The 14260-nt window shown below is 74.6% G+C and carries 12 protein-coding genes; 7 read left to right on the forward strand and 5 right to left on the reverse strand.

Annotation, left to right across the window (positions count from 1 at the left end; all coding sequences use genetic code 11):
• Positions 1-23 precede the first annotated feature (23 nt).
• Positions 24-425 (forward strand): peptide-methionine (R)-S-oxide reductase MsrB, encoded by a 402-nt coding sequence (msrB, locus tag GQ466_RS20230; protein WP_161104558.1) that lies wholly within the window; start codon positions 24-26, stop codon positions 423-425.
• Positions 426-573: 148 nt separating this feature from the next.
• Here the strand turns inward: msrB and hemQ are convergent, their stop codons facing one another.
• From hemQ to hemE, 3 genes are all read right to left on the reverse strand, one after another.
• Positions 574-1272 carry a hydrogen peroxide-dependent heme synthase gene (hemQ, locus tag GQ466_RS20235; protein WP_161104559.1) on the reverse strand — a complete coding sequence of 233 codons (699 nt, stop codon included), beginning with the start codon at positions 1270-1272 and terminating at the stop codon, positions 574-576.
• Positions 1178-2674: a protoporphyrinogen oxidase gene (hemG, locus tag GQ466_RS20240; protein WP_161104560.1), complete on the reverse strand. Its 1497-nt coding sequence runs from the start codon at positions 2672-2674 to the stop codon at positions 1178-1180. Before hemG ends, hemQ begins: the two co-directional genes overlap by 95 nt.
• A gap of 81 nt (positions 2675-2755) precedes the next feature.
• On the reverse strand, positions 2756-3832 hold the full coding sequence (gene hemE, locus GQ466_RS20245) for a uroporphyrinogen decarboxylase (RefSeq protein ID WP_161104561.1): 1077 nt from the start codon (positions 3830-3832) through the stop codon (positions 2756-2758).
• A gap of 373 nt (positions 3833-4205) precedes the next feature.
• Here hemE and GQ466_RS20250 point away from each other — a divergent pair, with 373 nt between their 5' ends.
• The 3 genes from GQ466_RS20250 to efeU all read left to right on the forward strand — a co-directional run bounded on the left by GQ466_RS20250 (position 4206) and on the right by efeU (position 7095).
• Entirely contained in the window at positions 4206-4820 is a 615-nt protein-coding gene (locus GQ466_RS20250; RefSeq protein WP_378186537.1) for a DUF3000 domain-containing protein, read from the forward strand.
• A 19-nt stretch (positions 4821-4839) separates the two neighbouring features.
• Positions 4840-6117, forward strand: coding sequence for a ribonuclease D (locus tag GQ466_RS20255; protein WP_161104562.1), 1278 nt, complete (start codon positions 4840-4842; stop codon positions 6115-6117).
• Positions 6118-6225: 108 nt separating this feature from the next.
• The gene (gene efeU / locus GQ466_RS20260; RefSeq protein ID WP_161104563.1) at positions 6226-7095 is read left to right on the forward strand and encodes an iron uptake transporter permease EfeU; all 870 of its coding nucleotides are present in this window, start codon (positions 6226-6228) and stop codon (positions 7093-7095) included.
• Between the two features lies 1 nt (position 7096).
• Here the strand turns inward: efeU and GQ466_RS20265 are convergent, their stop codons facing one another.
• Positions 7097-7456, reverse strand: coding sequence for a hypothetical protein (locus tag GQ466_RS20265; RefSeq protein ID WP_161104564.1), 360 nt, complete (start codon positions 7454-7456; stop codon positions 7097-7099).
• A 328-nt stretch (positions 7457-7784) separates the two neighbouring features.
• Between GQ466_RS20265 and GQ466_RS20270 the strand changes: the two genes are divergently transcribed.
• Genes GQ466_RS20270 through GQ466_RS20280 form a run of 3 tightly spaced genes read left to right on the forward strand, consistent with a single transcriptional unit; the run spans position 7785 to position 12508 of the window.
• Positions 7785-10631 (forward strand): RNA polymerase sigma factor, encoded by a 2847-nt coding sequence (locus tag GQ466_RS20270; protein WP_161104565.1) that lies wholly within the window; start codon positions 7785-7787, stop codon positions 10629-10631.
• Between the two features lie 60 nt (positions 10632-10691).
• Positions 10692-11345: a response regulator transcription factor gene (locus tag GQ466_RS20275; protein ID WP_161104566.1), complete on the forward strand. Its 654-nt coding sequence runs from the start codon at positions 10692-10694 to the stop codon at positions 11343-11345.
• Between the two features lie 8 nt (positions 11346-11353).
• Complete coding sequence (locus tag GQ466_RS20280; RefSeq protein WP_161104567.1) at positions 11354-12508, forward strand: sensor histidine kinase; 1155 nt, start codon at positions 11354-11356, stop codon at positions 12506-12508.
• Here GQ466_RS20280 and GQ466_RS20285 read toward each other — a convergent pair.
• The gene (locus tag GQ466_RS20285; protein ID WP_161104568.1) at positions 12500-14212 is read right to left on the reverse strand and encodes an AMP-binding protein; all 1713 of its coding nucleotides are present in this window, start codon (positions 14210-14212) and stop codon (positions 12500-12502) included. The two genes, GQ466_RS20280 and GQ466_RS20285, sit on opposite strands and share 9 nt — an antisense overlap.
• Positions 14213-14260: the final 48 nt, after the last annotated feature.

Below are 14260 nucleotides of genomic sequence, written 5' to 3' on the forward strand. Positions count from 1 at the left end.
GCCCGCGAGGTACCGTCGGACGCATGGAGAAGATCCGCAAGACCGACGCGGAGTGGCGGGCGCAGCTCAGCCCGGAGGAGTTCCACGTCCTGCGCGAGGCCGGTACCGAACGTCCGTTCACCGGCGAGTACACCGACACCAAGACCGTCGGCGTCTACCGCTGCCGCGCGTGCGGCGCCGAGCTGTTCCGCTCGGACGCCAAGTTCGACTCGCACTGCGGATGGCCGTCGTTCTTCGAGCCCTCGAAGTCCGAGGCGGTCGTCCTGCTGGAGGACAACTCGCTCGGCATGACGCGCGTCGAGGTCCGCTGCGCCCGGTGCGACTCCCACCTGGGCCACGTCTTCCACGGCGAGGGCTACGAGACCCCGACCGACGACCGCTACTGCATCAACTCGGTCTCCATGACCCTGGAGCCCGCCGAGTGACACCCGCGCCGCGCGACCCCCGGCGGGGTCGCGCGGCGCGGCTGGGCGATCCCCGGCGGGGTCGCGCGGCGCAGGTGGGCGATGCCGCGCGCGGACGGACACCCGCCCGGAAGCGCAGGTCAACGACGAGCACGCGGCGTGCGCGGGGTTACGGGAGGGACGCGACGAGTTCGCCGATCTCGCGGCGGCGGCCGGTGTAGAAGGGCACCTCCTCGCGGACGTGCAGGCGGGCGCGGGAGCCGCGCAGGTGGCGCATCAGGTCCACGATGCGGTGCAGTTCGTCGGCCTCGAAGGCGAGCATCCACTCGTAGTCGCCGAGCGCGAAGGACGACACCGTGTTCGCCCGCACGTCGGGGTAGCCGCGCGCCATCTTGCCGTGCTCGGCGAGCATCGCGCGGCGCTCCTCGTCCGGCAGCAGGTACCAGTCGTAGGACCGCACGAACGGGTACACGCACACGTACGCGCGGGCCTCCTCCTCGGCGAGGAACGCCGGGATGTGGCTCTTGTTGAACTCGGCGGGCCGGTGCAGCGCCATCTGCGACCACACCGGGTCGCTGGCGCGGCCGACGGACGTCCGCCGGAACCGGGTGTAGACCTCCTGGAGGTCCTCGGCGGTCGGCGCGTGCCACCAGAACAGGTAGTCGGCGTCGGCGCGCAGGCCCGAGACGTCGTAGGCGCCGCGCGTCACCACGTCCTTCTCGGCGGCCTGGTCCAGGACGGCCTGGACCTCGGCCGCGTCCCGCTCGCCGAACTCACCGGGCGTCCTCACTCGGAAGACCGACCACATCGTGTAGCGGATGACCTGGTTGAGGTCCCGCGCCTTCGGCCTGGCCGGCTGCTCGCTCATGCTCGTCTCCTCGACGTTCCAGGAATTCCAGTATCCGCCCGGCCGCCGCCTCGGCGGACGCGACGCAGGCGGGGATGCCGACCCCGTCGTAGGCGGCGCCCGCGACGGCCAGGCCGGGCTGGGCCGCGACGGCGGAGCGGATCCGCGCCACCCGGTCGCCGTGCCCGACGTTGTACTGCGGGAGCCCGCCGCCCCACCGCGTGACGCGGGCGTCCACCGGAAGCTCGGTCACCCCGGACGTCCGGGCGAGTTCGGCCAGCGCCGCCGCCTTCAGCTCGTCGTCGCCGCGCTGCAGCGCCCGCTCGTCGCCGAACCGGCCGATCGAGCACCGCACCGCGACCAGGCCGGGCGCGCGGTCGCGCAGGTGCGGCCACTTCACCGAGCTGTAGGTGACGGCCTTGACCTCCCGCCCCTCGACGGCGGGCACGAGGTATCCGCTGCGGGACGGCGCCTGCGGGAACGCCGTCGGCCGGTAGACGAGCGTCACGATCGCCATGCTCGCGTACTCGATCGCCGACAGCGCGCGGGCGGCGCCCGGGACGTCGTCGGCCAGCAGCCGCGCGGCGGGCGCGGCGGGCAGCGCGAGCACGACCGCGTCGGCGGTGAGCACCTCGGGGTCGCGCGCGGACCCGACGACGAGCCGCCACCCGTCCGGGCGGCGGCGCAGCTCCCGCACCGGCGCCCCGGTCCTGACCGTGCCGCCGGAGCGCTCCACGGCCGCCGCGACCAGCGGCGGCAGCGTGCCCATCCCGCCCGGCAGCGTCGCGAACACCGGGCCTGGGGACGCGGGCGCGGCGGCCCGCACGCTCCGCACCGCCGTGATCAGCGACCGGTGGGCGCGGGCGGCGGACGCGACGGCGGGCAGCGCGGACTCGAACGACAGCAGATCGGCCCGGCCCGCGTAGACGCCGCCGAGCAGCGGTTCGACCAGCCGGTCCACGACCTCGCGGCCGAGCCGGGCCCCGACGAACCCCGCGACCGACACGTCCCGGCCGCGCCGGGTGGCGGGCAGCGCGAGGTCGAGCGGGACGCGGGCGAGCCCGGCCGCCGACAGCACCCCCGACGACGCGAGCGCGCCGAGGTCGGCGGGCACGCCCATCACCTGCCCGGCGGGCAGCGGACGCAGCGCGCCCCGGCTGAGGATCGCCGACGAGGCCGCCCCGGGATGGACGAGGTCCGCCCCGAGCGCGCCCGCCAGCGCCACCCCCTCGGGCCTGCGGGCGAGCATCGACTCGGCGCCCTCGTCCACGGGGAGCCCGGCGACCTCGCTGATCCGGAGCTTTCCGCCGACGCGCGGCGAGCCTTCCAGGACGGTCACCCGCACGCCCCGCGCGGCGAGCGACCGGGCCGCGGCGAGGCCCGCGATCCCGCCCCCGACGACGGCGACATGCGAGCTGGTCATGCCTCCAGCCTTCCAGACGCCGCCGCGTTCCGCGCACCGGGTCGCCACCTGTGGATAACCCCACACGGCGGCGGACGGACGTCAGCGCGCCGACAGCTCGTGGACGAACTCGGTGAGCCGCGTCAGCTTGTCGGGGTCGGTGCCCGGGTGGACGCCGTGCCCGAGGTTGAAGATGTGCCCCTCGGCGGCCTGCCCCTTGGCCAGCACGCGGCGGGCGCGGCGCTCGACGATCTCCCACGGCGTGAACAGCGTCGCCGGGTCCAGGTTGCCCTGCAGCGCCTTGCCGGGGCCGACGCGGCGGGCGGCCTCGTCCAGCGGGACGCGCCAGTCCACGCCGACGACGTCCGCGCCCGCCTCGCCCATCATCGGCAGCAGCTCGCCGGTGTTGACGCCGAAGTGGATGCGCGGGACGCCGTACTCCGCCACCGCGTCGAAGATCCGCCGCGAGTAGGGCAGGATCGACGTCCGGTAGTCCACCGGCGCGACCGCCCCGGCCCAGGAGTCGAAGAGCTGGACGGCGCTCGCCCCGGCCTCGATCTGCAGCCGCAGGAACGTGATCGTGATGTCGGTGAGCCGTTCCATCAGCTCGGCCCACAGCTCGGGCTCCCCGTACATGAGGGCCTTGGTGCGGTCGTGGCTCTTGGACGGCCCGCCCTCCACCAGGTAGGACGCGAGCGTGAACGGCGCCCCCGCGAACCCGATGAGCGGCGTCGCGCCCAGCTCCCCGACCAGCCCGCGCACGGACTCGGCCACGTAGCCGACGTCGCCGGGCTCCAGCGGACGCAGCACCGACAGCCCGCCCTTGTCCCGGATCGGGTCGGCGATGACCGGGCCGACGCCCGGCTTGATGTCCAGGTCGACCCCGACCGCGAGCAGCGGCACCATGATGTCGCTGAACAGGATCGCGGCGTCCACGCCGTAGCGGCGGACGGGCTGGAGCGTGATCTCCACCACCATCTCCGGGCGGCGGCACGCCTCCAGCATCGGCACGCCCTCGCGCACCCGCAGGTACTCGGGCAGCGCGCGGCCCGCCTGGCGCATGAACCACACCGGGGTGCGGTCGACGGCCTCACGTCGGCAGGCTCGCAGGAAGGGGCTCTGCCGCAGGGCCTCGGACGGCGCGGGCGCGAGAGTGGAATCGGCACGGTGGTCTGCCACCCACCGATCGTCCCACGAGGGGCCGGGTGATCGGGTACGACCCCCGGCGCTGAACGAAGTTCCGGACACGCCGAGCGAAGTCCCGCATTCTGTCGTCCCGGCGTGCGAACGTGATGCGTGTCATAGCGAGGGAGGCCCCCGTGTTCCGCTTCACCTGCGGTGATGAACGCCCCGCGGCGCCCGGCCGGCGCCCTCTCGCACCCGTCCCCCGCCCCCTGCCGTGCCACGCCGATCGGGCCGCGGCCTGACGGCCCGGTCCTTGAAACGAAAACCCCGTGTTGTGCCTGCATCCCCACTCACTCCCCCGATGGCCCCGGCGGTCCGGCCCGTGCCGCCGCCCGGTGCGGCCATGACCCCGCCCATGAACCCGCCCATGAACCCGCCCATGAACCCGCCGCCCGACCGCCGCCCCGCCGAGGCGGCCGTCCCCGACGAGTTCCGCCGCGCCGCCGACACGCTGCGCTCCGTCCTGTCCGGCCCGCCGCTGCGGCCCGAGCTGGACCTGGAGGAGATGCCCGCGCCCCAGCGCCTCGCCCCGTACGCGGCGGCGCTGTCGGGCAGCGTGTGGCGCGACGACGACACCGAGGCCGCCACCGGGCGGCTGATCCTGCTGTACGACCCGGCCGGCCGCGAGGGCTGGACGAACGGGTTCCGCGTCGTCGCCTACATCCAGGCCGACCTGGAGCCCGACATCGCCGCCGACGAGCTGATCGGCCCGGTCGCGTGGAGCTGGCTGCTGGAGGCGCTGGAGCCCGCCGGGTACGCGGGCGAGTCCGGGACGATCACCCGGGCCGTCTCGGAGAGCTTCGGCGACAAGAGCGGCGAGCCGTCCACGACCGAGCTGGAGCTGCGCGCCTCGTGGTCGCCCACCGGCGACGACCTCGCGGGGCACGTCGCCGCGTGGTGCGAGGTCATGTGCACGACGGCGGGGCTGCCCCCGGCGGGCGTGAGCGCGCTGCCGGACCGCGAGGGCGGTTTCGGGCGTTGAGCGACGTACGGTAGGAGACGTGGGTAGTACAGCGTCCGAGACCGATGCGGCCGGCGAGAGCACCGCGACGACGCCCGTCGCCGCGGCCGTCGAGGCCGTCCCCCTGCTGGAGCCGCGCGAGGGCGTCCCGCCGGTGCTGACCGCGCCCGCCGAGCTGGAGCGCGCCATCGCGGCGTTCGCGGCCGGGACCGGTCCCGTCGCGGTCGACGCCGAGCGGGCCTCGGGCTACCGCTACGGCCAGCGCGCGTACCTGATCCAGCTCCGCCGGGCGGGCGCAGGGACGGCCCTGATCGACCCCGTCGCGCTGCCCGACCTGTCCGGCCTGGACGCGGCGCTGGCGGGCACCGAGATGGTGCTGCACGCCGCGAACCAGGACCTCCCGTGCCTCGCCGAGGTCGGGATCGTCCCGCACCGCCTGTTCGACACCGAGCTGGCCGGGCGGCTGCTCGGCTACCCGCGCGTCGGGCTCGGCTCGATGGTGGAGAACGTCCTCGGGTTCCTGCTGGAGAAGGGGCACTCGGCGGCCGACTGGTCGACGCGCCCGCTCCCCGAGGACTGGCTGAAGTACGCCGCGCTGGACGTGGAGCTGCTGGTCGAGCTGCGCGACGCGCTGCACGAGCAGCTCGCGGCGGCCGGCAAGCTGGACTGGGCCGTCGAGGAGTTCGAGGCGATCCTGGACGCGCCGCCGAAGACGCCGCGCGCCGACCCGTGGCGGCGGACGTCGGGGATCCACCGCGTCCGCAACCGGCGGGCGCTCGCGATCGTCCGCGAGCTGTGGGAGACGCGCGACCGCATCGCCCAGGAGCGCGACCTGTCGCCCGGCCGGGTGCTGCAGGACGCCGCGATCATCGAGCTGGCGACCAACCCCCCGCGCACCCCGGCGGAGCTGCAGGCGCTGGCGTCCATGCGGAACCGGGGCGCGCGGCGGCACCAGTCGCAGTGGCTGCGCGCCGTCCACCGGGCGCGGGCGCTGCCCGACCAGGCGCTGCCCGAGGCGAGCGTCCCCGGGGAGGGCCCGCCGCCCGCGCACCGCTGGGCCGAGCGCGACCCGGTCGCGGCGGCGCGGCTCACCGCGGCGCGCGCGGTCGTGACGGGCCTGGCGGAGGAGCACGGGATGCCGGCGGAGAACCTCGTCCAGCCGGAGGCGATCCGGCGGCTGGCCTGGACGCCGCCCGCCGAGCCGTCGGCCGCGACGGTCGGGGACGCGCTGCGCGGCCTCGGCGTGCGGGCGTGGCAGATCGGGCTGGTCGCCGAGCCGCTGGCCGCCGCGCTGGCCAAGCCGTCGCCCGCCTCGTGAGGCTGTGACGAACGTCCCGTAGGTCCGGTTTGCCACTGGCCTTGCCCCGGCCGACGGTAATAAGGTTTGGTTTACCTAAGTCTGTCGTCCGGGGAAGGATCCGCGCCGATGCTCGGCAACTATCTCATCGGCCTGCGCGAGGGCCTGGAGGCGGCGCTCGTCGTCACGATCCTCATCGCCTACCTCGTGCGGACCGGCCGCCGGGACGCGCTGCGGCCGGTGTGGGCCGGGGTCGGCGTCGCCGTCGCGCTCAGCGTCGGCTTCGGGATCGCGCTGTCGGCGGCGTCGGCGGAGATGCAGTTCAAGACGCAGGAGTTCTTCGGCGGGACGCTCTCGATCCTCGCGGTCGGGCTCGTCACCTGGATGGTCTTCTGGATGCGGCGCACCGCCCGGTTCATGAAGGCCGAGCTGGAGGGCCGGCTGTCGGACGCGCTGAGCGTCGGGCCGGTCGCGCTCGCCGTCGTCGCGCTGCTCGCCGTCGGCCGCGAGGGGCTGGAGACGGCCCTGTTCCTCTGGACGAACATCAACAGCTCCGCCGACGGGTCCGCCGTCCCGATCACCGGGGCGCTGCTCGGGCTCGCGACGGCCGTCGTCATCGGCTACCTGCTGTACCGGGGCGGGCTCAAGCTCAACCTGACGCGGTTCTTCACCTGGACGGGCGCGGCGCTGATCGTCGTCGCCGCCGGGGTCTTCGGGTACGGGTTCCACGACCTCCAGGAGGCGGACGTCCTGCCCGGCCTGACGTCGGTCGCGCTGCGGCCCGGCCTGTTCTTCGCCGACTACGGGACGTTCGGGGACTGGGTGCAGCACCTGCTCCAGGGCGTCCTCAACGTCACGCCGCAGATCACGTGGCTGCAGCTCGCCATGTGGGCCGCCTACCTCGTGCCGGTGATGACCGTGTTCCTGTGGAGGTCGGGGACGCCCGCGCCCAGGTCCCGGCCCGCCGCGCAGCGAACCGAGAGCGCCGCGTCGTCCTGACCTACAGGTCCGGCAGGGGGTCGCGGGGCAGGCTGTCGGGCTCGAACGCCTCGGCGTCGGCCGCGTTGACGACCGGGACGTACTGGTCGTCGATCTCGAAGTACGAGCCGTCGAACTCGAACACGCCCTCGCCGGGCCGCACCGGGCCGATCCGCGACTCGCGCGGATAGGTGCCCCAGACGCTCTTCGGCTTCTCCCGGCCGAGGCCGCCGGTGGTGAGGACGCTGATCTGGTCGTCGGTCACCACGAAGAAGAAGCCCGCGCCGCCGCCGCGCGCCGCGGCCGGGAACAGATAGCGGATACCGTCCCCGACTCCGAGGAACTCGCGGCAGCGGTCGCGCGCCGGGCGTGACACGGGCATGGCGGACGGGCACCTCCCCCGAAATCGGACGGCATCGGCCAGCCCCATCATGCACCGGACCCGCCGGACGTGACCAGTGTCCGTGCGGCGTACCTGTCCGGCCGATCTGGGACGTCCGCGCCGTGTTCCGTTCTCATAACCGTTGCCGGTCGTTCATGGGGCGTCCGGGCGTTGCCGCGCGGAAGTTTCACAGCACTCGCGGACGGACTTCCCGCGCGTCGTTCCGGCGTTCTCCGCCGGAACCTGTTGCCCAGGTGACAAATCGGGTGCCAGAAGACATGAACCAATCTCAATACAGACGTCCGTACATGCCGCAATAATCCGTTCGGTGTCCAGCCAAACTGGGGCGCCGCCGTCCGACGACGACGTCCGGCTGACCGAAGCCCTCCGCGCACGGCGTCCAGGGGCGGTCGGCCACGTCTACAACGTTTACGGCCCTTGGCTCTTCGCCTACGCCCAGGAGATCATCGGGGACCGCGACCAGGCCGTCGAGGCGGTGCGGGCCGCCCTGCTCACCGCGCGCTCGCAGCCCGACCGCATCCCGCCGCCCGAGCAGTTCCAGCACTGGCTGACCGACCTGGTGCGGGCCGAGTGCCGCAAGGCCGTGGCGGACGCCGCGGACACGCCGGAGCCGTCCGCGCCCGCCGACCCGCCCGCTCCGTCGCCCGCGGCCGAGACGCCCACGCCCGCCGCCCCTGCCGCGCCCGCCGCGCCGTCGGCGCCGGAGGAGGCGTTCGACGAGCCGCAGGAGCGGCAGAAGCGGCTGCGGATGCGGGCGATGCGCGCGCTGCTGCCGAAGAAGGCCACGCCTCCGCCGCCGCCCGCGCCGCCCGCCGCGCCCCCGGCCGCCGAGCAGACCCCGGCGGACCGCGACCCGGCGCCGGACCCGTCCGCTCCCCCGCCGCCGCTGCGGTCGCCGCTGGCGTTCCGTCCGATCCCGGTCGTCCAGCCCGGCCCCGAGTCGCGCCCCGCGCCGCAGGACACGCCGCCCGCCGCGCGTCGTCCGGCGCCGCCGCAGGACACGCCGCGCCGCCCGGCGAGCACGTTCGGCGCGTCCGCGTCCGCGGAGGTGCCGCTGTTCAGCGCCGTCCCCGAGGTCAGCGACCCCGAGACCCCCAGCGCGGGCGCCTCCCTGTGGGACGACGAGCCCGCACAGCCCGCCGACCGCCGGGACGACCCGCCGTTCCACGCGGCCCCCGTCCCGACGGCCCTCCCCTACACCGACGCCGACGTGGAGGCCGAAGAGGCGCTTCTCTTCGACGCGTCCCCGCCCACCGCGCCGCCCGTCCCGGAACCCCCGGCCGCGCCGCCCGCCGTCACGGCCTTCGACCTCCCGCGACCGACCGAGCCCGCCGAGCCGGTCGCCGAAGAGGCGGTCGAGACACCGCCGACGGCCGACACCGCGACCGACATCCCCGTCGTGGACACGCCCGCCGCCGAGACACCGGACGTCCCGGCGGAATCGCCCGCGCCGCCCGACGCCGAGAGCACCCCGGCGGCTGCCGCCACCGTGTTCGACGTGCCTGTGGCCAAGGCCCCCGACGCGGATGCGCCTACGGAAGAGGACCCGTCCGCAGCGACCGCCGCTGCGGGCCCCCTGGAGTCCGAAACGCCGGTCGCGGACGCGCCCGAGAGCGAGACCCCCGCGCCGACCGATGAGGCCTCACCCGAGGCCCCGGTCGCGGACGCGCCCAAGGGCGAAACTCCCGCGCCGGAAGACGAGGACTCCTCCGCGAAGACCGGCGCCGCCGTTGCGGCGGGCGCGGGCGTCGCGTTCGGGGCGGGCGTCGCTGCGGGCGCCTTGGCGGCCGAAGGCGCCGAAGCTTCGGACGCGGATGCGTCCAAGAGCGAGACCCCCGCGCCGGCGGACGAGGACTCCCCCGCGAGTGCCGCAACCACTGCGGACACGGGCGCCGTCGCGGACGCCCCGGCCGAAGGCTCCGAGGTCGGCGCTCCGGGCGCGGACGCGCCCGATGGCGACGCTCCCGCACCTGCGGACGAAACGCCTGCCGCCGACGACACGTCCGCACCCTCGGGCGAAACGCCTGCCGGTGCGGCTCCCGTGCCCACGGACGAGACGGCTCCGGCTGACGCCCCCACCGCTGCGAGTGAGACGCCTGCCGCTGAGGCTTCCGCGCCTGCGGACGCGACGCCCGCGAGCGACGCACCCGCGCCTGCGGACACCACGCCTACGGGCGACGCTTCTGCGCCTGCGGACGAAACGCCTGCTGGTGAGACGCCTGCGGGCGAGACGCCTGCGGGCGAGACGGCTGCGGGCGAGACGGCTGTTAGTGAGACGGCTGTTAGTGAGACGGCTGCGGGTGGCGTGGCTGCTGGTGCTGCGTCCGGGGCGGGCGTGGACGCGCCTGTGGCGGATGAGCGGAATGCGGACACCGCGCCCATCACGGTCGTCGATCTGCCTGTGGCGGGGGCGGGCGCGCCAGAGGCGAAGCCCAGTGAGTCCCCGGCGGGCGGGACGCCGATCTTCGCGCCGAGGCCGCCGGCCGGTGGCGCGGGCGACGACGGGCCGGACGGCTCCACCACCGTGCTTCCGGTTCCGCCGGGGGACGAGGAGAAGAAGCGGCGGCGGCCCGCCGCGCTCGGCGTCGGGCAGGCGCGGCTGCTGCTGGTCGCCGGGGCCGTGCTCCTGGTGATCATCCTCGGGCTCGTCGTGCTGCTGCCCGGCGACGGCGGCAAGCCCCGGGAGGGGGCGGCGAGCCCGGTGGCGACGCAGAGCCCGGACGTCCCGACGCTCACGCCGTCCCCGGCACCGTCGCCGAAGAAGGCGGAGAAGAAGCCCACGGGCAAGAAGAAGAAGCCGGCGCCGAAGAAGAAGAGTTCGCCCAAGAAGAAGCGGTCGGGCGGCGGCGGGCACGGACGCCTGTCGGTCAACTCGGCCGGCTGCCAGGGCGTCCACGCGACGTCGCTCGGCGCGACGTGCCGGATCGTCGTCACCGCGCGCGGCGGGACGGTCCGCTGGTCCGTGCGGGGCGTCTCGGGCCGCATGACGGCGTCCGGCGGCGGCACGCTGCGGTCGGGCCAGTCGGCGGGCGTGACGGTCCGGATCTTCGCGCCGGTCAGTTGCGCGTTCGGCGGCAGCGGGCGCGGCACGGTGTCCTTCTCGCCGAGCGGCGCGGGGTCGGTCAGCTACCGGTGCCGCTTCGGAGGGTTCTGAGCCTTACCCTCGCTTAACGCCCGGCGCGCCATGCTCGTCCCGTTCAGGGAGGGGACTGGCATGCGCGTGCTGATCGTCGAGGACGAGCGGGTGCTCGCGGACGCGATCGCGGAGGGCCTCCGGGAGGAGGCCCTCGCGGTGGACGTGGTGTACGACGGGGACGAGGCGCTGGAGCGCACGTCCCACACCGACTACGACGTGATCGTCCTGGACCGGGACCTGCCGACCGTCCACGGCGACGACGTCTGCCGGGACCTGGCCGACCGGCGGCACCCGGCCAGGATCCTCATGCTGACGGCGGCGGCGGACGTCACCGAGCGGGTGGACGGCCTGTCCCTCGGCGCCGACGACTATCTGCCGAAGCCGTTCGTGTTCGGCGAGCTGGTGGCGCGGATCCGGGCGCTCGGCCGCCGTTCGTCGCCGCCCGTCCCGCCCGTGCTGGAGCGATCCGGGGTGCGGCTGGACCCGCACCGGCGTACGGTCCACCGTGACGGCCGCCTGATCCGCCTGACCCGCAAGGAGTTCTCGGTGCTGGAGGAGCTGCTGCGCGCGCAGGGCGGGGTGGTGAGCGCGGAGCTGCTGCTCGCGCGGGCGTGGGACGAGCATCTGGACCCGTTCAGCAACGTCGTCCGCGTCACGATGGCGACGCTGCGCCGCAAGCTCGGCGAGCCCGCCGTCATCGAGACGGTCACGGGTGCGGGGTACCGCCTGTGATGCCGAGGATGAGCGTCCGGACGCGGCTGTCGGTCGTATACGGAACATTGTTCCTGATCTCCGCGGGGCTGCTCGTCGGCGTGACGTACCTGCTGACCGTCCGGGCGATCGACAGCTCGCTCGGCAAGCCCCTCGTCCAGGTGACCTACCGGGGCGACGGATCGACCGTGGCCGACCCGCTGAACGGGGTCAACATGATGGCCACGGCGCAGCGCGAGGTCGACTCCGAGCTCGCCGCGCGCAAGCAGGCCGTCCTGGACAACCTGCTGCGCAGCTCGGTGCTGCTCCTCATCGCCCTCGGACTGCTCGCGGTGCTCATCGGCTACGTGATGGCGGGCCGGATGCTGCGTCCGCTGCACACGGTGACCGAGACCGCGCGCCGCCTGTCCGAGAGCACCCTCCACGAGCGGATCGCGCTCAAGGGCCCGCAGGACGAGATCAAGGACCTCGCCGACACCTTCGACCGCATGCTGGACCGCCTGCACCGGGCGTTCGACGCGCAACGCAGGTTCGTCGCGAACGCCTCGCACGAGCTGCGCACCCCGCTGACGATCAACCGGACGGTCCTGGAGGTCGCGCTCGCCGGCCGCCGCAACCCGCCCGAGACCAAGGCCCTCGCCGAGGTGCTGCTCGGGAACACGGCCCGGCACGAACGCCTCATCGAGGGATTGCTGCTGCTGGCGAAGTCCGAGCGGGAGCTGGCCACGGCGGCGCCGGTCTCGCTGCCGGACGTCGCCCGCACCGCCGTCGACCAGGTCGAGGTCCCGCCCGGCCTGAAGATCACCACCGACCTGGACGACGCCGCGACGTTCGGCGACCCGGTGCTGCTGGAGCGCTGCGCGGTGAACCTGCTGGAGAACGCCGTCAAGTACAACATCGCGGACGGGCGCGTCGAGATCGTCACCGGCCGCGCGGACGGCGACGCGTTCCTGCGGGTGTCCAACACGGGCCGTCCGGTGCCGCCGTACGAGATCGGGCGGATCTTCGAGCCGTTCCGGCGGCTGCGCAACGACCGGACGGGCTCGGCGGAGGGCGCGGGCCTCGGCCTCTCGATCGTCGCGGCGGTCGTGCGGGTGCACGGCGGGACGGTCGAGGCCGTCCCCCGCGACGGCGGCGGCCTGATCGTCACGCTGCGGCTGCACGCGCCCCCCTCGTCAGCCTGACGGCGTCTCGGTCGGCTGGCGGATCACCGGCCAGCTCACCTTGCCCTCGGGCTGCTGCGACTGCCGGGGGCTCGCGACGAGCCACCGGTGGACGACCTTGCCGACGGCGTTGCGCGGCAGCTCGTTGATGAAGTGGACGTCGCGCGGCGCCGCGTACCGGGCGACGCGGTCGCGGACGTGCTGCCGGACGGCCTCGGCGTCCAGTTCCGCGCCGGGCCGCAGCACGACGTAGGCGGCCAGCCGCTGCCCCCAGGTGTCGTCGGGCACGCCGAGCACGGCGACCTCGTGGATCTGCGGCAGCTCCAGCAGCGCGTCCTCGACCTCGCCCGGCACGACGTTCTCGCCGCCGGTGACGACCATGCCGTCCTTGCGGCCGTCCACGAACAGCAGGCCGTGGTGGTCGATGTGCCCGAGGTCGCCGGTGGCGAGCAGCCCGTCCCGGACGGTCACCGGGTCGCCGCTGGTGTAGCCCTCGAAGACCAGTTCGTTGGCCGCGTGGATCTCTCCGATCGTGGAGCGCCCGACGGGCTTGCCCGCGTCGTTGAGCACGGCGATCGAGGTGTTGCGCGGCGCGCGGCCCGCCGTCCGGGGGTCGATGCGCAGGTCGCGCGGGGTCGCGATGGACACCCAGGACGCCTCGGTGGAGCCGTAGACGTTGTAGAGGCAGTCCCCGAAGGCGTCCATGAAGCGGGTCGCGAGGTCGCCGGGCAGCGCCGAGCCGCTCAGCGCGACGATCTTCAGCCCGGACGCGTCGTAGACGTCCCGGACGTCCGGCGGCAGGTCCAGGATGCGCTGGAGCATCACCGGCACGGCGAACAGCACGGTGCTGCCGTACGCGGTGATGGACGCGAGCGTCCGCGACGGGTCGAACCGGCGGTGCAGCACGACCGGCGCCCGCAGCGCCCACGCCATCTGGAGCGCTGCATATCCCCACGTGTGGAACAGCGGCGCCTCGATGATCATGGTGTACCGGGCGCGGAGCGGGATCCGGGACGTCATCGACGCGAGCGGCCACAGCCCCGGCCGGGGCGGACGGCGGGCGCCCTTGGGCCGTCCGGTCGTGCCGGAGCTGAGCATGATCGTCCGGGGTTGCGTGTCCGGAACGGCGATCCGGCTGACCGGCGTGGCGTTGACGATGTCGTTGATCGTCGGCCCGGCGCCGGGGACGGGCGAGCGGTCCGTCCAGACGATCGTCCGGCGCAGAGAGTGCGGGACGGCGCGCAGCAGGTACGCGAACTCGGCGTCGGCGACGATGAGGTCCATCCGCATCTCGGTGAGCACGTTGCGGACCTGCCCGGCGCCGAAGCCGGTGTTGAGCAGGACGACCTCGACGCCGCGCTTGCCGCACGCGACGAGCGCCTCCACGATCCCCCGGTGGTTGCGGCACAGGATCCCGACGCGCGGACGCGGCCCGGTGAGCGGCAGCCCGGCGGCGAGGCGGGTGGTGCGGTCGTCCAGCTCGGCGAAGGTGAGCGTGCCGGAGTCGTCGATGATCGCGGTGCGTCCGGGGTTGCGGGCGGCGGCCGAGACGACGATGCCCGCGAGCGTCGTGCCCCAGCGGCGCAGTTCGCGGATCTGGCGGAAGCCGCCGAGCGGGTTGCCGGAGAAGGCGACGCCCGTCCGGAGCAGGAGGGCCAGCACGTCGCGCAGGAGCCACACCCGGCGGCGAGGCCCCGGATGATAAACGGGCCTGGCGTGCGCCACCGCGACCTCCTCGGCGATTGTGCCGACACGTTACCCAGCCAGCGTCCA

The organism is Actinomadura rayongensis, assembly GCF_009831215.1.
GTDB classification, from domain to species: domain Bacteria; phylum Actinomycetota; class Actinomycetes; order Streptosporangiales; family Streptosporangiaceae; genus Spirillospora; species Spirillospora rayongensis.

What these genes read in the sequence shown, in the direction of transcription:
- efeU (WP_161104563.1), top strand. Translation starts at nt 6,226, where the DNA reads ATGCTCGGCAACTATCTCATCGGCCTGCGCGAGGGCCTGGAGGCGGCG.
- hemQ (WP_161104559.1), bottom strand. Translation starts at nt 1,272, where the DNA reads ATGAGCGAGCAGCCGGCCAGGCCGAAGGCGCGGGACCTCAACCAGGTC.
- hemG (WP_161104560.1), bottom strand. Translation starts at nt 2,674, where the DNA reads ATGACCAGCTCGCATGTCGCCGTCGTCGGGGGCGGGATCGCGGGCCTC.
- GQ466_RS20265 (WP_161104564.1), bottom strand. Translation starts at nt 7,456, where the DNA reads ATGCCCGTGTCACGCCCGGCGCGCGACCGCTGCCGCGAGTTCCTCGGA.
- msrB (WP_161104558.1), top strand. Translation starts at nt 24, where the DNA reads ATGGAGAAGATCCGCAAGACCGACGCGGAGTGGCGGGCGCAGCTCAGC.
- GQ466_RS20250 (WP_378186537.1), top strand. Translation starts at nt 4,206, where the DNA reads ATGAACCCGCCCATGAACCCGCCGCCCGACCGCCGCCCCGCCGAGGCG.
- GQ466_RS20280 (WP_161104567.1), top strand. Translation starts at nt 11,354, where the DNA reads ATGAGCGTCCGGACGCGGCTGTCGGTCGTATACGGAACATTGTTCCTG.
- GQ466_RS20275 (WP_161104566.1), top strand. Translation starts at nt 10,692, where the DNA reads ATGCGCGTGCTGATCGTCGAGGACGAGCGGGTGCTCGCGGACGCGATC.